15 protein-coding genes and 5 pseudogenes are annotated in these 16,291 nt (G+C 72.7%); 4 read left to right on the top strand and 16 right to left on the bottom strand.

What is annotated here, in order from left to right; all coding sequences use genetic code 11:
- The 3 genes and pseudogenes from ACFUEL_RS18665 to ACFUEL_RS18655 all read right to left on the bottom strand — a co-directional run.
- Nucleotides 1-587 (bottom strand): annotated as a pseudogene (locus tag ACFUEL_RS18665) (cytochrome P450); the annotation flags it as partial.
- Nucleotides 588-757: 170 nt separating this feature from the next.
- Nucleotides 758-1,180 carry a RidA family protein gene (locus ACFUEL_RS18660; RefSeq protein ID WP_380237421.1) on the bottom strand — a complete coding sequence of 141 codons (423 nt, stop codon included), beginning with the start codon at nt 1,178-1,180 and terminating at the stop codon, nt 758-760.
- 126 nt (nt 1,181-1,306) lie between these two features.
- A complete protein-coding gene (locus tag ACFUEL_RS18655) occupies nt 1,307-2,107 on the bottom strand; it encodes an ATP-grasp domain-containing protein (RefSeq protein WP_380237420.1) in 801 nt (266 codons plus the stop codon).
- Nucleotides 2,108-2,787: 680 nt separating this feature from the next.
- Here ACFUEL_RS18655 and ACFUEL_RS18650 point away from each other — a divergent pair.
- Nucleotides 2,788-3,225 (top strand): annotated as a pseudogene (locus ACFUEL_RS18650) (transposase); the annotation flags it as partial.
- A 22-nt stretch (nt 3,226-3,247) separates the two neighbouring features.
- The gene (locus ACFUEL_RS18645) at nt 3,248-3,742 is read left to right on the top strand and encodes a hypothetical protein (protein ID WP_380237419.1); all 495 of its coding nucleotides are present in this window, start codon (nt 3,248-3,250) and stop codon (nt 3,740-3,742) included.
- Here ACFUEL_RS18645 and ACFUEL_RS18640 read toward each other — a convergent pair.
- The 10 genes and pseudogenes from ACFUEL_RS18640 to ACFUEL_RS18595 all read right to left on the bottom strand — a co-directional run bounded on the left by ACFUEL_RS18640 (nt 3,708) and on the right by ACFUEL_RS18595 (nt 11,287).
- The gene (locus tag ACFUEL_RS18640; RefSeq protein WP_380237418.1) at nt 3,708-3,977 is read right to left on the bottom strand and encodes a transposase; all 270 of its coding nucleotides are present in this window, start codon (nt 3,975-3,977) and stop codon (nt 3,708-3,710) included. The two genes, ACFUEL_RS18645 and ACFUEL_RS18640, sit on opposite strands and share 35 nt — an antisense overlap.
- A 512-nt stretch (nt 3,978-4,489) precedes the next feature.
- A pseudogene (locus ACFUEL_RS18635) lies at nt 4,490-5,317 on the bottom strand (IS481 family transposase); the annotation flags it as partial.
- Between the two features lie 70 nt (nt 5,318-5,387).
- A pseudogene (locus ACFUEL_RS18630) lies at nt 5,388-6,250 on the bottom strand (helix-turn-helix domain-containing protein); the annotation flags it as partial.
- Nucleotides 6,251-6,285: 35 nt separating this feature from the next.
- Entirely contained in the window at nt 6,286-6,660 is a 375-nt protein-coding gene (locus ACFUEL_RS18625) for a S26 family signal peptidase (RefSeq protein ID WP_380237417.1), read from the bottom strand.
- A 174-nt stretch (nt 6,661-6,834) separates the two neighbouring features.
- Nucleotides 6,835-7,293, bottom strand: coding sequence for a hypothetical protein (locus tag ACFUEL_RS18620; protein ID WP_380237416.1), 459 nt, complete (start codon nt 7,291-7,293; stop codon nt 6,835-6,837).
- Between the two features lie 117 nt (nt 7,294-7,410).
- Complete coding sequence (locus ACFUEL_RS18615; protein ID WP_380237415.1) at nt 7,411-7,893, bottom strand: alpha/beta hydrolase; 483 nt, start codon at nt 7,891-7,893, stop codon at nt 7,411-7,413.
- A complete protein-coding gene (locus tag ACFUEL_RS18610) occupies nt 7,890-8,750 on the bottom strand; it encodes a hypothetical protein (RefSeq protein ID WP_380237414.1) in 861 nt (286 codons plus the stop codon). The genes ACFUEL_RS18615 and ACFUEL_RS18610 overlap by 4 nt, the downstream gene beginning before the upstream one ends.
- Nucleotides 8,747-9,055 carry a hypothetical protein gene (locus ACFUEL_RS18605; RefSeq protein WP_380237413.1) on the bottom strand — a complete coding sequence of 103 codons (309 nt, stop codon included), beginning with the start codon at nt 9,053-9,055 and terminating at the stop codon, nt 8,747-8,749. Before ACFUEL_RS18605 ends, ACFUEL_RS18610 begins: the two co-directional genes overlap by 4 nt.
- 32 nt (nt 9,056-9,087) lie before the next feature.
- A pseudogene (locus ACFUEL_RS18600) lies at nt 9,088-10,585 on the bottom strand (NF041680 family putative transposase).
- 126 nt (nt 10,586-10,711) lie between these two features.
- Nucleotides 10,712-11,287 (bottom strand): TetR/AcrR family transcriptional regulator, encoded by a 576-nt coding sequence (locus ACFUEL_RS18595; RefSeq protein WP_380237412.1) that lies wholly within the window; start codon nt 11,285-11,287, stop codon nt 10,712-10,714.
- A gap of 96 nt (nt 11,288-11,383) precedes the next feature.
- Between ACFUEL_RS18595 and ACFUEL_RS18590 the strand changes: the two genes are divergently transcribed.
- Both ACFUEL_RS18590 and ACFUEL_RS18585 read left to right on the top strand, forming a co-directional pair.
- The gene (locus ACFUEL_RS18590; protein ID WP_380237410.1) at nt 11,384-11,770 is read left to right on the top strand and encodes a nuclear transport factor 2 family protein; all 387 of its coding nucleotides are present in this window, start codon (nt 11,384-11,386) and stop codon (nt 11,768-11,770) included.
- The gene (locus ACFUEL_RS18585; protein ID WP_380237409.1) at nt 11,767-12,807 is read left to right on the top strand and encodes an NAD(P)-dependent alcohol dehydrogenase; all 1,041 of its coding nucleotides are present in this window, start codon (nt 11,767-11,769) and stop codon (nt 12,805-12,807) included. Before ACFUEL_RS18590 ends, ACFUEL_RS18585 begins: the two co-directional genes overlap by 4 nt.
- A gap of 142 nt (nt 12,808-12,949) precedes the next feature.
- On the opposite strand, the gene ACFUEL_RS18580 is transcribed toward ACFUEL_RS18585, so the two are convergent.
- The 3 genes from ACFUEL_RS18580 to ACFUEL_RS18570 form a co-directional block, all read right to left on the bottom strand.
- Nucleotides 12,950-13,462 carry a GNAT family N-acetyltransferase gene (locus tag ACFUEL_RS18580; protein ID WP_380237408.1) on the bottom strand — a complete coding sequence of 171 codons (513 nt, stop codon included), beginning with the start codon at nt 13,460-13,462 and terminating at the stop codon, nt 12,950-12,952.
- Between the two features lie 97 nt (nt 13,463-13,559).
- Nucleotides 13,560-14,615, bottom strand: coding sequence for a hypothetical protein (locus ACFUEL_RS18575; RefSeq protein ID WP_380237407.1), 1,056 nt, complete (start codon nt 14,613-14,615; stop codon nt 13,560-13,562).
- 184 nt (nt 14,616-14,799) lie between these two features.
- On the bottom strand, nt 14,800-16,291 hold a 1,492-nt coding region (locus ACFUEL_RS18570; RefSeq protein WP_380237406.1), incomplete at its 5' end, for a DUF2252 domain-containing protein.

Below are 16,291 nucleotides of genomic sequence, written 5' to 3'. Positions count from 1 at the left end.
GCGCTGTACGCCGTGGTCGACAGCGCGTGGTCGCTCCAGCGGCCCAGCCGCTCGGTGTCCAGGCCCTCGAGCGCCATCAGCCGGCTGATCACCCGTACCGGCAGCGGCCTGGTGAGCGCCCCGACCGCCTCGGCGGGCGAACCGGACGCCACCAGGTCGTCCACCAGTTCGCGCACCACCCCGTCCACCCAGGGCCGCCAGCGCTCGACCGCCCGTGGCGTGAAAGCGCGTTGGACGGTGCGGCGGATCGCCTGGTGCTCGGCCCCGTCGCTGTTCAGGATCGAGGACGGGTCGTCCAGGATGTTCGGCGTCAGCACGGTCGGCGGGGCGTCCGGCGCGTACAGCGAGGCCCGGCCCAGGTCCGGGTGGGCGAGCGCCTGCCGGACGTCCGCGTGCCGGGTCAGCACCCACACCGGCGTCCCGGTCGGCAGCACGGCCTGCCGGGGCGGGCCGGCCTCGGAGCGCAGCAGGCAGTGCAGCGGCACCAGCGGCGCGGCCTGCGCCTCCGGTGCCTCCTGCGCCTCCGGTGCCGTCGGGTGCGCGGCGGGCGGGGTGGTGCGCGGGTCGGTGGCCGGGTCGATGGTCATCGGTCCCCCTTGGTGAGACACCTGCAGGGCCGGGACCACCGCCGGGCGGCGGCCCCTCACCTCCGACCGTATGCGACCGTCCGGCCCGCGCGCAGGACGCAAACCAGCCACCGACACCCCGGCGCGGGAATCCAACTGCCGTTCGAAGGGCGGGCGTTGGTGCGATCGGTTCAGGAGGTGCGGTCGGCCGGCCCGGCGACCACGGCCAGCGCCTCGATCTCGATCAGCACGTCGGGCCGGAACAGCGCCGCGACCTGGACGGCCGAACTCGCCGGGGGCCGCGCGGTGTCCACGTGCTCGTCGCGGGCCTTGCGGACGGCGGGCAGGTACGCCACGTCGGTGACGAAGACGGTGAACTTCACGACGTCCGGGAACCCGGCTCCCGCCGCCGCCAGGCAGTGCCGCAGGTTCTCGAACACCTGCCTGGCCTGGGCCTCCGGATCGCCCGGACCGACCAGTTCACCGTGCTCGTCGAAGGCGACCTGCCCGGAGACCTGGACCAGCCGGCCCGTGCCGGTGACCACCTGCGTGTAGCCCGTGCCCGGCGCGACGCCCGGCGGCTCGATGATGTGGGTGAGGTGGGAAGAACTCATGCCGCCCATCCTCACCCGCACCGGACGCCGGGCGCACGGGATTTCCACGGACGACGGTGCGGGCGGGGTCGGGGAGGTGAGGTGCGGGCGGGGTGGTGCGGGGTGGTGCGGTGCGGGCGGGGCGGCTCAGCCGACGACCTCGGGCAGCGCGCGCAGGAACGGCCGGTCGGCGGGCCGCAGGTCGCCGAGCGGACCGGCCGCGCGCAGCACCACGTCCAGCACGGCGTCCGGGGCGCAGGCGTAACCGCCGCTCGCCCAGGCCGCGTTGGCCTCCACGACGGCCCAGCCCGACTCGGTGCGGCCGAGGTCGACCACGGCGGCGCTCGGCAGCGCGGCCGGGCCGGTGGACGCGGCCAGCACGTCGGCGGCGAACGCCAGCAGGTCGGCGCTGCCCGGCTCCAACTCCAACTCGACTCCGGCGACGGCGAGTTCGCCGTCCAGGGCGTAGCGGGAGGCGGTGCGCACCGTGCCGTCCAGGACGAACAGGCGGTACTCGGAGGTGAACCGGACCACCTCGCTGACCAGCACCGGCGTGGCGCCGTCCAGCAGCTCGGGCCCCGGCAGGGCGGCGCCGTCCCGGTACACCCCGGCGGCGAAGTGCTTGTCGGCCGGGGCCTTCACGAAGGCCGGGCCCGAGCGCCCGCGCGCCTCGGTGAGAGTGGTCAACTCGACCCGGCGACCGGTCGCTTGACGCGGCAGCGCGGCCAGCCAGCCGTCGGCGGGCTCCAGCGGGGCGATCCCCAGCTCCCGCCCGACCGCGTCGGCGAACAGCGGCCCGCCGTACAGGTGGACCGGCGTCCCGGCCAGCTCGCGCGGCGCGCGCCAGGAGGCGGCGGTGAACGCCCGCAGGCCGCGCCGCCCGGCGGCGGTGCGCAGTTGCAGGCCGGTCTCGTTGATCCGGGGCGCGAGGAGCAGGGTGTCGGACATACCGGTGATCATGCCGGGTGGGCGGCGCCCCTGGCCAGGCGTTTTCTTCGGCGCGGTGGGGACGCGGTGGGGGCGGGTCGGTTGTCGGCAGCCGGGGGAGGCGTCGGGCGGCGGCGACGGCGGGCAGGGGCCCGGACCGCCCGGCCCGGACGGCGGCGAGCCGGCCGAGCGGTAGCGGGGCGTCCGGCGGGTTGCCGGGCGCGGCTGCTCGGACTTGTGCCGCACGGCGGCCCCCGGGGCCCCGGATGGGCTCCGGGCTTCTCCGGGTCGGGGACCCCGGCCGCCGCCGTGTCTGCTGACAGCCCGCCGGGAACGCGGGCGCGGGCGGCTCCGGAAGGCCGCCGGCCGAGACGTCCGGTGGTACGGACAGGGACGGCGGTGTGCGTGTGCTGCCGGTGGGCGAACTCGCAGGCGGTGCCCTCCGTGCCGGAGCGGGTCGGGTACCGCCTGCGCCGGTCCGGTTCCCGCCGGGCGACGAAGTCCCGTGCTGGCAGAGCCCGTTGAGGCGGCCGCGCACCCAGCCCGCCGTCGTACCGGGGCGCCGGCCCCGCGACCCGCGCCGTCGGCACCGGGGCCGTCGCCATGATCACCGGTGGGGTCGGGGACAGGCTTAGAACCCCTAACGAAATGATCTTCTAGGTGGTTGGATCGCTCTGGGAGCGCTGATCCGGAGGTGTGCGGTGGCGCGGCCGAAGCTGTGGGAAGTCGACGGCGAGCTGTGGGCGGTGATCGAGCCGCTGCTGCCCAGGGTCGAGCGACGGACCCGGCACCCTGGGCGCAAGCGGCGTCCGGACCGGTTGGTGTTCCAGGGCATCCTGTTCGTCCTGCACACCGGGATCTCCTGGGAACACCTTCCGCAAGAGCTCGGCTTCGGGTCGGGCATGACCTGCTGGCGCCGCTTGGCCGAGTCGACCGAGGCTGCTGTTTTGTGGCCCCGGCTGCACGAGGTGCTCCTCGCCGAGCTCCGCAGCGCGAACGCCTTGGACTTCTCCCGCGCGGCAGTCGACGGCTCCCACAATCGGGCGTTGGAAGCCGTTGTCTTTCCGAGAGTGACGGGCGCATTTCCGCTGGTCAGGCATAGGGGCGGTGTTTCGGCGGCAGGGACGGGGTGTCGTGTCGTCTCTTTGGTGAGGTGCTGGGATGCCGTCCGTGACGGGGTTGCTGGAGGAGCGTGAACGGGCTGCCCGGCGGCGGGTGGAAGCCCTTCAGACCGAGCTGCGGGAGGCGGAGGCAGTGCGGGAGCGGTTCGTGATTGCCCGTGAGACGGTGGCCGAGGTCCTGGCGGAACCCCGGGGAGTCGATGAGGTTCCGCCGGTCGTGAAGGCAGGCGAACGGCCGGTGCGGACCGCTGCGGCTGTGCCGGGTTCGGTCGTGCCGGTGTGGAGGGACGGCCTCGATGTCGGTGTGCTGGCGTCGGACTACCGTCGGCTCGTGGATGTCCTGGCCGGCGAGAGCGGGTCGGGCGGGGAGGCGATGGACTGTCGGCAGCTGGCGGTGGCGCTCGGTCTGGAGGCGGTTCCGGCGAAGGTCGAGGGGGTGCGGTCAAAGGCGAAGCGGCTGGCCGCGCGGGGCCGGCTGACTGAGGGCCGTCCGGGGTTGTTCAGCGTGGCCGCCGGGCGAGGCGGCGGTTCATGACCATGGTCATCGACCAGCGGATCATCGCCTCCGCGGTGTCGGTGCGGGCCTCGTAGTCGCGGGCCAGGCGATGCGAGCGCATCAGCCACGCGAACGTCCGCTCCACCGGCCACCTCTTGGGCAGCACCACGAAGCCCGTGGTGTCGTCGGTGCGTCCGACCACCGACAGCGCGATGGCGAGGATGTCACGGGTGACGTCGACCAGGCGTCCGGTGTAGCCGCAGTCCGTGCCCACACCAGCATGATGCGCCAGTGCCGCTCCCGTAGCCGGGCCGGCAGTGTCCGGCCCGCGTCGCGGTCGGTGACGCCCCAGTGATGTCGTAGAGCTGCGTCAACATGGCCTCCTGGACAGCTTTTTGGCGTAGAAACCCTTTGAGCTACCAAGAGGCCCTGCTTTCATGCACGGCGCCGGTCGCACTCACCCGATCGAGACTCCCGTGCGACCAGCGCCCCTCAAGATCTGACCGACACCAGCCCTGAGCTCGTGAGTCCAAGGCCGCGGGCAGGGGCCAGCCAGCGGGTAGTCGTCATCGCCGGAAGAGCTGAGGGTAGGGACACAATTCCAGAGGCTCCGCGGGCCGGTCTGCCCAGCGCCACCAGATGTGACCCGCCGGGCACTTCCAGGCATGTCGGCACACGCGCTGCTGGTCCTCGTCACGGAGAGAGAGGACCAGGCCCAGGCTCCTCAGTGGTTGCCCGCAGTCGGGGCAGGTCAGCAGTTCGGGAGTACGGTCCACGGCGCACAGGCTAGCTGTTCTGTCCTGTGAGGTTGGGGATGCGGCTGGCGGGTGGGTTGCCTGCGAGTGCGGTGTGTCCGCGGTGGTGATTGTAGGTGTGGAGCCAGGCGGGGTAGGCGTCGCGGCGTTCTTGCTCGGTGCGGTAGGGCTTGGCGTAGGCCCATTCCTCGAGGAGGGTGCGGTTGAAGCGTTCGACCTTGCCGTTGCTCTGCGGCCGGTAGGGCCGGGTTCGCTTGTGGGCGATCCCGGCCTGGGCCAGCACGTCGTGCCAGGGGTGGGACTTGTAGCACGCTCGGTTGTCGGTCATGACCCGCTGGACGGTGATACCGGCCCGGGCGAAGAAGTCGTTCGCCCGGGTCCAGAACGCGGCTGCGGTCTCCTTGCGTTCGTCGGGCAGGATCTTGCTGTAGGCCAGGCGGGAGTGGTCGTCGACGGCATTGTGCAGGTAGCTGTAGCCGACGCCGGAACGTGTTCTGCGGCCGGCCTGGGGGCCCAGGGTCTTGTGGCCGCCGCCGTCGGGGATGTTGCCGAGTTTCTTGATGTCGACGTGCACCAGCTCGCCGGGCGCGTGGTGCTCGTAGCGTCGTACCGGCCGTCCGGTGGCCCGGTCGAGGTGTGTCGGCCGGGCGAGTTTGTAGCGGGTCAGGACCCGGTGGACGGTGGCGGGGTTGAGCTTCAGCAGGTAGGCGATGCGGGCCGGTCCCCAGCGGCGCAGGACGCGGACCTTGATGATCCGCCGCTCGGTGCGGGTCGGGGTCCGGTTCGGGCTGCGGTGCGTTACGGTGTGGCATGAGGGCCTTTCTGGTCGCCGGTGCAGATGTCGCAATCCCCACCGAGCCAGAAGGCCCTCACTCATTTCAAGATCATCACACCGTGAACCCCGTCACCAACCTCCGTGGTCAGTACACGGCCCAGGTCCCGACCCGTTGGCACCGCTTGGTGGTCAGGTGGGGCGAGTAGTTGTCGGCCACGATCGCGATGCGCACGGCCAACGGGTGCAGCGAGCGCAGGTAGCGGCAGAATGCCAGGAACGTGGAGCGGTTCTTGGTCTTCTTGACGTGCCCGTAGAGCTGGTTCTTGCCGAGGTCGTAGGCGGCGAACAGGTGCCGGACGCCGTGTGGGCGGGCGTAGGTCGCCCGTTGTCGGGACCTGGGCCCACGGTCGGGGTCCTTGTGCTTTCCGCCGCGCTCGGCCCACTGTCGACCGGGGTGGGGTTGGAGGTTGAGCGGGCCGAACTCGTCCATGCAGCAGACGACTTCGGGCTCGCCTTCCTCGGGTATGACATCGCCGTCGGCGATCGCGTAGAGGTGCTCGACCCGGCCTTCTTGGCCGCGTGGTCGGGGTCGCGGGAGGTCTTCCAGGTCTTCACGCGTTGAAAGGAGACGCCCTCCTCGCGGAGCAGGATGCGCAGGCCCTCGTGGCTGGTGTCGTCGACCACCCCCTCGGCGACCGGGAAGTCGGCCGGCTCGGACTTCGCAATCTTCTTGATCTCGCGGCGCTCCGGGAAGGTGAACGTCCTCGGCCGTCCGCCCTCGTACTTCGGGTAGAGCGAGTCGAAGCCGTCGGCGTTGAAGTTGTGGACCACGTCCCGGACCCGGTCCGTGCTGGTGGATGTCACCTCGGCGATCTTCGCCACCTGCATGCCCTGGGCGGACAGCAACACCATCTGGGCCCGCCGCCAGGTGACCACCGATCCGGTGCCCCTGCGGACGATCCGCAGCAGCCGGCCCTCGTCGTCATCGATCTCGCGAACACGCACTCGTTCTGCCACCCGCACGGCTTGGCCGCCCGATGCCGCCGAAAGTGTCAGGTTCGGGAGGAACCGTCGGAGTCGACTACCGCGAGCGCCTTGCCTTCGGCTCCGGACCGGGTGACGCCGTCGACTGCCACACAGATACCGAAGACGCGATCGTGGCTGGTCCAGCCGTTGACGCGGCCACGGTTGTTGCTGATCTGCACCCGCTTCCTGGCGAGGTCCACGGACGACACCAAGTGCAAGTAGACCGTCCCGGCGACACGCGCGAGGACGATGTCTCCGACCTCCAGCTTCGACGGGTCGGCTGGGGCAACGATCACCTGCTGCCGGCTACGTATCAGCGGGACCATCGAGGAGCCGCTGGGCCGGAACGTCACGGTGGCCCCGTCGGCAACCCTGTCTGCCACTGCATCCAATGCACCCATCCGATGATCGTGGCAGATTCCCCTGCACCACCCCACAGATTTACTTCTCCGTGCTTCATCAGCGAGGCGAACGTTGCCTGATGCGGCACTGGCCCTCACGTCGACGAGCGTGAGGGCCAGGCCGTCCTCGCTGGTGGCGGCGGATGTGCGGCTATGGTGCAGCCCGTCTGTTCACTACTGCCGTGCTGTGGAGGATGCGGAGGGCGGCATGAGGCAGCGGGTGGCGACACTGAGGGTGAGGCGGTCACTGGCGGCACCGCTGCTGACGTCGATGAAGTAGCGGCCCTCGTCGTGCTTGGCGTACAGGAGCACGTTGGGCTGGTCCTGCCACGTCTCGCGGTAGCTGGTGACGGTGAAGCCGTCCTTCTCGAGGCTCGCCTTGATCTTGCGGATGGCGTCGAGGTGCTGAGGACGGGAAAGAACGCTGGTGACGTCGTAAGCGAGGGTGTAGCGGCCGTCGTCGGCGACTTCGCCGTTCTTGCCCTCGCAGTTGCTGAAGAAGGGCGTGATGCTGTCCGCGTCCAGGGTGATGCCGGCGGCCTGGGCCATGTACTCGGTCATCTTCTGCGCCCATGCCTGGGCGTCGCTCTTGGCCATGACGGGCAGCGGCTCGTTCGGGTCGGGGCTGTTCATGCAGGCTCCCAGGAGAAGTGACAGGGACAGGGCGGCGGCGCCCGCCAGGATGCGGTGCCTGGCAGGTCTGCTCGGTGGGTGCATCGAAGCGCCTCCTTCGGGGACGGCGTTCAGGTGTCAGAGTCCGGGCACGATGGCGGGAGGCTCGTCCCTGCGGTTGTCGACGGTACTCGGCGGCAGTCCGGCGATGATCTTTCCCTGGTTGTTCAGGCTCTGGCTGTCGGGGTCCCAGTAGCCGCTGTGCCCGTGGGTGTCGATGGCGAGGGTCTGCCCTCCGAATGCACCGAGGGTGGGGTCGGGGCCGAGGGTCGTCCCGGTGACGAGGCTGATGTTGTCGTCGGCTGCGGTGCCGGCCCAGAAGTGGTCGGGGTCGATGTGGAGGTTCCCGACGCTGTCGGTGTCCATGCCGGGGCTGGCGATGGCGACGATGTCGTCAGCCTGCAGGCCCTGGCCACCAGCCGCGGCGGCCCCGACGGCGGTGGTGCCGTAGCTGTGCCCGATGACGGTCAGGTGGCTGCGGTGGTCCCCTTCGGCGGCACGCAGGCCGTCGGTGAAGCGGCGCATGTCCTCGGCTCCGTCCTCGGCGCGGCCGGGGGTCATGACGCTACCGCTGACCTCGGGTGCGTCGTATCGTCGTAGGTGGTGTTCCCCGTGGGAGTTCCGGCCTTCAGCATGTCGAGCTGCTGCTCCACGACGAGGCGGTTGGCCTGGTCCCGCACCGTGGCGGGCAGGCCGTCGAGGCGGCCGATCTCCTCGGGGTGCAAGGTGAGGCAGCTCTGCTGCTGTTCGGGCGTCAGGGACTTCCACCACTCGGCGCTCTGCTCGGGGTCCTTGTTCTCCTGGACGTAGGGGGCGGCGAGGCCGAGGTCCTTGGCGACGTCCTGGACGTCCTTCGCCGACTCGCTCGCCGCTCCGTCCATCCGGATCTGGGTGAGGACGCCGGCGCTGAGCCGTCCGAGTGCGTGGGCGCCCTGGTCGCCGGCCTCGCGGGCGGCGGTGAGCGCGGCGTTGATGCGGTCCTGGACCTGGTCGCGCAGTTGGACCTGACCCTGCCGCTCCTCGCGGGCGTCCGGGGCGTGGCGGTCCGGTTCGGCCTGCGGCGGCAGACCAACCGTTCCGTCGTCGGCCACCGGCAGGTGCCACTCGTCGGCCCGCTGGAGGGCGTTGGACAGGTTCGTCCTGGCCTGCTCCATCCGGTCGGCGACGGTGTCCAGTACCAGCGCCACCGACTCGGCCTCCACCCGCACGACTTCCAGCTTCTGCTCGTTCGCCTCCATCGTGAAGAACGCGCTGTCGGCGTCCTTGCCCTGCCAGTGCCCCCGCAGCGGCCCGCTGACCCGGTGCCGGTGCTGGCCGTTGAACTCCTCCGACGCCACCGACAGCCGGCGCCACCTCCCAGCGCTCTCGCGCAGCCCGGTGGCATCGAAGCGCCGCAGCAGCATGAAGTCCCCGCTCACCGCTGCCCTTGCCTCTGCCACATCTCGGCAATGGCGTCGTTGTTCCACTCGTGTCCCTGCGCGCCGGCCTCCAGGGCCGAGGCGGTGGTGTCCAGGCGCTCGGAGAGCCTGCCGAGCGTCGGGGCCCACCCCTCCGCGAGACTCTGCAGCTCCTTCCCTACCGACCAGCCCGCCAACTCGCCCGCGGTCGAGCGGCTGGAGTCGGTCGCTGCGGCGGCCGGCTGTCGCAGTTCCTCGCCGATGCTCCGCGCGGCCGCAGCCGACGCCCTCAGCTCGGCCGGATCCACGCTGATCTGTTCGCTCACTGATCCCTCTTGGTCGGTGATACAAGCGGCGATCATACGGTCACGCAGCGACACGTGGTATCCGTACGAGTACTCAGCTTGACGTTTAACCTCGGCGGTTGGTGTTCCTTGATCGACTCGGCGCGTTCGACTGTCTTGCCGACGTCCTGACGTTGGGCCCTGCGCTTGTTCTTCGAGCCGGGAGGCCGTCCCGGGCCCGGTCGGGACGGTTTTGGCGCGGCTGCCGGGCAGGCCGCTGCCGCACGGACGTTGCGAACCCCCGGCGGACGCGGGCGGGGGTGAGACGGCGGGGTTCGGTCGCCGGTCGCTCCCAGGGGCGGCGCAGGTCTTCTGCGAAGGGTTGGGCGAGGCGAAGCTGGGTGTGGGCGGCGAGGACCAGCCAGGTCCGCAGGTCGGCGGTGTCGGCATGGCGGATCTTCGGGGCGGTCCAGCCGAGGGTCTGCTTCATCAGCCGGAAGGTGTGCTCCAGGTCGAAGCGGTGGAGGAACGGCCGCCACCAGCGGTCCATGTCCGCGCCGGTGGTGCCGGTGGCCGAGCACCACAGCCAGACCGGTTTCGGATTGCGGTCGCCCGGCAGGCGCTCGACCTGCAGCCGCACCAACGTGCCGTGCAGGACGGGCAGTTCCTCCTCCGTTTGCTCCAGCCAGGGGCCGCGGTGGGCGAGTCTGGGGTGCATGCGGTCCCAGGCGATCGCCCCGACCTTGCCGTAGCGGGTGGTGTCCGTGACCGTGGTGACGTCGGGCTGGTGCCAGGTGTCGGGCCTTGCGAGGGTCAGGACACCACCGTGCTTGCGGGGTCGGCCGCCTCTCGGGCCAGAGCGGGCGGGCCCAGTGTCGCGGAGCATGACGCGGTCCGAGCGCAGGCGTCCGACCAGCACCACCGGAAGATCGGCCAGGGCGTGGGAGAGGTAGGCGACGTCGTAGCCGGAGTCCATCACGATCAGGATCTCCGGGTTGCCCGGCTCCCAGTGTCCGGCCTGGATCAACCTTTCGACGATGTCACGCAGTTGGACGGCGGTGGCGTCGTCGGCCGGCCCCGGGCGCACGGCATCCAGCAGTGCGACCCAGGAGGTGCGGCCGGATTCCAGCGTGGCGACGAAGGAGTACGGCCGGCCCGGAACGAACTGGTCCCGGCTGCGGTCCCCGCGTCCGTAGACATGGCAGAACAGCCGCTCGTCGCTTGTCGGGGCGTCGGGGCGTCGGGGCGGAGCCAGTTGCTCACGTCCACGGCCAGCACGATCCGCCCGTCGGCCGCCCGCGGCAGCGGCAGGCCGGCCAGGACCTTGCGCAGTCGGGCGGGCTCGGCCCAGCCCCGGTCCAGCCCCCGGTGCAGTGCACCGTGCCCGCGCCGGTGCTCGGCCGCCAACGACAGCTCGACCGGCGTCCTGACCGGCCCCTCCGCACACAGCACCGCGTCCGTGAGCTCGAAGAGCACATCCGCGCGGGCGTAAAGGCACTCGTAGAACTCGACCCGAAAGCGGGACAGGACACCCAAAGCATCGCCAGCGGGCACATCGGCAGGCAGACTCATACACAGCGGCCGTTCTCTCGTGCTTCGTGACTCGACACCTCGAAGCGTGGAGAACGGCCGTCTCTGCTGTCCCGGGAAGAACCGCAGATCAGCAGGTCGAGTGACGTGCGTGGATAAAAGCCAAGCTCAGGCGTCGGGTGCCCGGCCGATGACCTGTTCGGCGAGTTCCTTCGCGGCGGCTGCCGGGTTGGTCGCGGGGCGGGTCGCACCGGCGGCGAGCGCGCCGTCGACCAGCAGCAGCAGTTGGTCGCCGCCGGCGGCGGGCCGGGGGTGGCCCAGGCGGGCGAGTTCGGTGGCGAACAGGGCGGCGACGTGCTCCCGGTACTCGCGGGTGACGGCGTGGCCGGGGTGTTCGGGATCGGTGAGGGCGAGGTCGGCGGCGAGGTAGCGGCAGCCGCGGTAGTCGTCCCGGGTGAGGATCTCGCCGATCCGGTCGAAGACCGCCAGCAGCCGGGCGCGCGGGTCGTCGCCCGCGGCGTCCATGGTCTGCCGGTAGCGGGCCCGGTCCTCGGCGGCACTGCGCCGCAGCACTTCGGTGATCAGGCCGTCCTTGCCGCCGAAGTGCTCGTACAGCGACCGGCGGGCGACGCCCGCGCCCTTGAGGAGCGCGTCCACGCCGACGCCCATGCCGTGGCGGTACGTCAGCTCCTGGGCGGTGTCGAGGAGGCGCTGGCGGGGGCCGGGTTCGGCGCGGGTGCTCATGGGTTCCAGGGTGCCAGCGGTTGACCGGTAGATCAACCGGTCTATATATTCACGGCCAGCAGCGATAGACCGACCGTTCTATCTATTGGAGCCCCCGTGTCATCTCGCACCACCTCGGACGTGATCGACCGCTTCAACCTCGCCTTCGTCCGCCACGACCCCGACCTGCTCGACGACCTGGTCGCCGAGGACTGCGTGATGGAGTCCGTCCAGCCCGCACCCGACGGCACCCGGGTCACCGGGCGCGCCGACTGCCTCGCCTTCTGGCGGACGCTCGCCGCCGACCGCGCCACCCGCTTCGAGCCCGGCGAGGTCGTGGTGATGGGGGAGCGGGCCACCATCCGCTGGCGGTACCACTTCGGCACCGGCCCCGACGGCCAGGTCAGCGGCGTCAACCTGATGCGGATCGCCGACGGCCGGATCGTCGAGGCCCTCGGCTTCACCAAGTCCGGCGCACTCCCGCTCGCCACGGACGCCGCGTGAAGGCCCCCGCGCGGATGCGCAGCTACCACGCCGACAGCGGCGCCGGCCTCGACGGCCTCACCCTGCGCGAGCACCCCGTGCCCGCCCCCGGACCGGGCCAGGTCCTGGTCGCGGTCCGGGCCGTCTCGCCCAGCTACCGCGACCTGCTGGTCCTCGACGGCCGGTACGTGCTCCCCGTCCGCCCCGGCGTCGTCCCCGTCGCGGAGGGCGCGGGCGAGGTCGTCGCGCTCGGACCCGACGTCGGCACCGTTCGGGTCGGTGACCGGGTGACAGCCTCGCTCTTCCCGAGCTGGCAGGACGGACCCTTCGGCCCGCAGCACCTGCCGCAGCTCGGCGGCACGCTGGACGGACTGCTCACCGAGTACGCCCTGCTCGACGAACACGCGCTGGTCCCGGTGCCCGCGCATCTCTCCTACGCCGAGGCGGCGACCCTGCCCTGCGTCGCCGTGACGGCGTGGAACGCCCTGACCGGCGACGGCGGACTGCGCCCCGGCCACAGCGTGGTCACCCAGGGGTCGGGCGGGGTCTCGCTGTTCGCCCTGCAACTCGCGCGGGCGCTCGGCGCCCGGGTGATCGCCACCACCAGCAGCCCGGCCAAGGCGGCGCGGCTGGCCGCGCTCGGGGCGGACCACGTGATCGACTACCGCGCCGAACCGGACTGGCCCGCCGCCGTCCGCGACGCCACCGGCGGCGCCGGCGCGAACCGGGTGGTCGACGTGGCCGGCAGGCTCGACGAGTCGGTGCGCGCCGTCACCCTCGGCGGCCACATCGCGATGGTCGGCTTCGTCTCCGAGACCGCCCCGCCGATCGACGCCCGGCGGCTCTTCGCCTCCGGCGCGGTCCTGCGGCCGGTCGCGGTCGGCAGCCGCGCACAGTTCCGTGAACTCAACGGGATCCTCGAGCGGCACCGGATCCGCCCGGTGATCGATCGGGTCTTCCCCTTCGCGCAGGCCGTGGACGCCTTCCGGCACTACGCCGGCGGCGCGGCCTTCGGCAAGGTGGTGATCGAACTGCCGCCCCCGGCGGCCGGCGCCTGACCCGGCCGCGGGCCGAGCTGCCCGGATCGGCGGGGCTCGGACCGGCCGCCTCCCGGAACCGCCCCGACCGGCGGGGCCTCCCGCGCCCGTGCTCCTGGCGGGCCGTCGGTCGGGACGACGGCGGCCAGGGTTCCCGACCGGGTCAAGCCCGGAGTTCGCGGCGCATCACCAGGCGCGGCCACCGGTCCAGCCCGTGCGCCGCCTCGCGGGCGCGGACCTCGCGCAGGCCCGGCCCGAGGGCGTCGTCCGGCACCGGGCGGAAACCGCAGCGGGCGTAGTACGGGGCGTTCCACGGGACGTCGGCGAAGGTGGTCAGCGTCAGGGCGGGCAGGCCCTCGGACCGGGCCAGCCCGGCGAGGTGCTCCAGCAGGGCCCGCCCGACACCCCGGCGGGCGTGCGCGGGGTGCACCGAGACCTGCTCGACGTGCAGCGCGCCGTCGATCCGCTCGGCGACCAGGTAGGCGACCGGGCGGTCGGCGCCGTCCACCGCCGCCCAGGCCAGACCGGCCGCCAGGAACGCCGTCAACTCCGCGACGGAGAACGGCTCGTCGTCCGCGACGGCGGCCATCCCGACCTCGCGGAAGCACTCACCCGCCGCCCGCTCGATCTCCTGGAGCAGCGGCAGTTCCCCGGTACGGACCTCACGTATGCGCACCACACCATTGTGCGCGACTCCGGCCGCGACCGTGCCTGCCGGCCGGGGACGCTCCCGGCCGTGGCCGTGCCCGCCCGGCCGGCGGCCCCGGGGGTCGTCAGTGCTCGTGGCCGGCGTGGACGCGTACCAGGATCTTGGCCGGGAGGCTCTCGTCGACGCCGGTGCCCGTCACGGAGATCATGTACTCGTCGTCGGCCCACAGGCAGGTGATCTCCTCGGAGGCCCGGGTGCGCGGGCTGTCGTCCGGGTCGTAGGAGTCGCAGTACATCGTCCCGCCGAGGCCCGAGTCGACGAGGTGCGGCTGGCCGCTCCCGCCGGATTCGGCCATGGACGGCAGCCGGCTCCGGAACGCCGGGCTGGACTTGGCGATGATCACGCTCCAGCGCTCCTTGCGGTCGCTGCCGTTGATCGAGTCGTCGGCCTCGACCTCCGGAACCGAGCCGTACATCGCGGCCTGCGGCTCCCGCACGCCCATCATGGCCATGGCGCCGCTCATTTCCCCCCAGTTCGGGATGTCGCCCCGCACCGAACTGGCCCGGAGCGTCTCGCCCTCCACCGAACCGGGCAGGGTCGGGACGTCGTCGCCGCCGAACAGCTGCGTGCCCAGCAGGATCAGACCGCCCACCACCACGACCGCGCCCACCCCCAGGGCGATCCGCTTGCGCTTGGCCAGCACCGCCGGATCGACGGGCGGCAGCCCGGGGTAGGCCGGAGCACCGGGCAGGCCGGGCGGCGCGGGCGGTGCGGGCGGCGTGGGAGGCGCGGGCGGAGGCACCGGGGCCGCGGACGGCGGGGCGGGCGGCCCCGGGGGAGCGGCGGGCGCGGCCGGCGCGGCCGCCTTCGCGAAGGAGGGCGCAGCCCCGGCCCCGGACCCAGCCCCGGCCCCGGCGCCGCTCGTGCGCAGCGACTGCTCCAGCACCGAGTTGAAGCCGAGCACCTCGTCCACGGCCCCGGTGAGCGCGGCCCGGGCCGCGGCGTCCTGCGGTGCCCCCTCGGCGGCCTCCAGCACCTGCTGCCAGCGCGGCAGGCGGTGCAGTTCGTGGCGCACCCGGGCCACCGCCTCCGCGTCCAGGGCCGCCCCGGCGGCCCCGTCCGGCCGCAGCAGTCCGTCGACCACGGCCTCGGCCAATCCGACCCCGTCCCCCGCAACCATCGTCGATCTCCCGTCCGAACCGTCGTCTCCGGCCGCCGACTTCGGCCGCCGACTTCGGGCACCAATGTGGCAGCAGCCGGTCATCCGCCGCGCCGGTGTGGCGGAACGGAGACGGAACCGCAACCAGGACGGCGAGAACGGTGCGGAGCGGACGCCCCCGGCCGGGGCGGCGCGGGATGCCTCCTCAGCTGCCCGGCGCGGGCTCCGCGGCGAGGCGGCCGGTGCGGACCGCGGCCAGCAGCGCCGCGTGGTCGGCCTCCGACTGGTCGGCGTAGGCGACCGCGAAGCGGGCCACGGCGTCCTCCAGCCGGTCGTCCTTGCCGCAGTAGCCGGCGATCAGCGCCGCGTCCGCGGTGTGGGCGTGCGCGCGGGCCAGCAGCGCGCCGGTCAGCCGGCCGTAGTCGTCGAGCTGGGCGGGGGTCAGCGCGGCCGGGTCGACGCTGCCCTTGCGGTTGCGGAACTGCCGTACCTGGTACGGCAGTCCGGCGACGCTGGTCCAGCCCATCAGCGGGTCCGACACCACCTGCATGCGCTTCTGCCCGAGCACCACCCGGCGCCCCTCGTGCCCGCCCCCGTCCGGCACCGGGAACCCGGCCCGCACCAGGTGCGGCAGCAGCACCGACTCCCGGGCCTCCTTCACCTGCAGCACCAGCGGCCCGCCCCTGCGGTCGGTCAGCAGCACCACGTACGAGCGGGTGCCGACGCTGCCGGTGCCCACCACCCGGAACGCCACGTCCTGCACCCGGAACCGGGCCAGCAGCGGGTGCAGCTCCGCCGGGACGGTGTGCCGGTAGGACGCCAACGCGCCCGCCACCAGCTCGGCCTGACGGTCCGTCACCTCACTGAGGATCGGCGGCGCCGCGACGAACCGCCAACCCCCGTCCTCGGTACGGACGGTGGAGCGGGCCGCGAACTTCGCCCCGGTGTTGCGCAGCGCCTTCGCCGAGACGGCCGCCAGCAGCCCGCTCAACTCGTGCGCGCCCGCGAACTCCACCAACTGGTGCTCCGCGATGGCGTCCCAGGCGTTCCAGGCGTCCAGCGCCGGGAGCTTCGCCAGCTGCCGCACCGTCCGCCGGTAGGTCGCCGCCGCGTCGAACGCCGCCTGCCGGCAGGCGACTTCGTCCGCGCCCGCCTGCCGCCCGGCCAGCACCAGGCTGGCCGCCAAACGCTTCAGGTCCCACTCCCACGGGCCCGACACCGTCTCGTCGAAGTCGTTCAGGTCCAGCGCCAGCCGGCCCCTGGCGTCCCCGTACAGGCCGAAGTTGGCGGCGTGCGCGTCCCCGCACAGCTGCGCCGCGATCCCGCTGACCGGGGTGGTCGCCAGGTCGTGCGCCATCAGGCCGGCCGAACCGCGCAGGAACGCGAACGGAGAGGCCGCCATCCGCCCCACCCGCAGCGGCACCAGGTGCGGCAGCCGGCCCGCGTTCGCCGACTCCACCGCCGCGACCACCTCGGGACGGGACGCCGAGAGCACCAGCCGCCCGTGCGACTCCAGCGGCACCCGCTCGCGCAGCAGCTTGCCGCGCCGCTTCGGGCCGTCCGCGAGCGACAGCCCCGCCAGCTCCAGCATCGCCGCCGACGGCCGGACCGGCACCGCCGAGACGTCCCCCGCGAACCCGTCCACCGCGACCTCCCGCGACGGCCGGCCCTCCCGCGCGCCCTCCGCCCCCGCACCC

This window comes from Kitasatospora sp. NPDC057198, from assembly GCF_042670125.1.
Classification (GTDB): Bacteria; Actinomycetota; Actinomycetes; order Streptomycetales; family Streptomycetaceae; genus Kitasatospora.
The sequence above is the reverse complement of the archived record's forward strand: the minus strand, read 5'-3'. Positions and strand labels throughout refer to the sequence as shown.

Bases quoted from the DNA above. Each gene is read 5' to 3' on its own strand.
- ACFUEL_RS18655 (WP_380237420.1), bottom strand. From the start codon at position 2,107: ATGTCCGACACCCTGCTCCTCGCGCCCCGGATCAACGAGACCGGCCTG.
- ACFUEL_RS18660 (WP_380237421.1), bottom strand. From the start codon at position 1,180: ATGAGTTCTTCCCACCTCACCCACATCATCGAGCCGCCGGGCGTCGCG.
- ACFUEL_RS18645 (WP_380237419.1), top strand. From the start codon at position 3,248: ATGCCGTCCGTGACGGGGTTGCTGGAGGAGCGTGAACGGGCTGCCCGG.
- ACFUEL_RS18620 (WP_380237416.1), bottom strand. From the start codon at position 7,293: ATGAACAGCCCCGACCCGAACGAGCCGCTGCCCGTCATGGCCAAGAGC.
- ACFUEL_RS18595 (WP_380237412.1), bottom strand. From the start codon at position 11,287: ATGAGCACCCGCGCCGAACCCGGCCCCCGCCAGCGCCTCCTCGACACC.
- ACFUEL_RS18615 (WP_380237415.1), bottom strand. From the start codon at position 7,893: ATGACCCCCGGCCGCGCCGAGGACGGAGCCGAGGACATGCGCCGCTTC.
- ACFUEL_RS18575 (WP_380237407.1), bottom strand. From the start codon at position 14,615: ATGGTTGCGGGGGACGGGGTCGGATTGGCCGAGGCCGTGGTCGACGGA.
- ACFUEL_RS18625 (WP_380237417.1), bottom strand. From the start codon at position 6,660: ATGGGTGCATTGGATGCAGTGGCAGACAGGGTTGCCGACGGGGCCACC.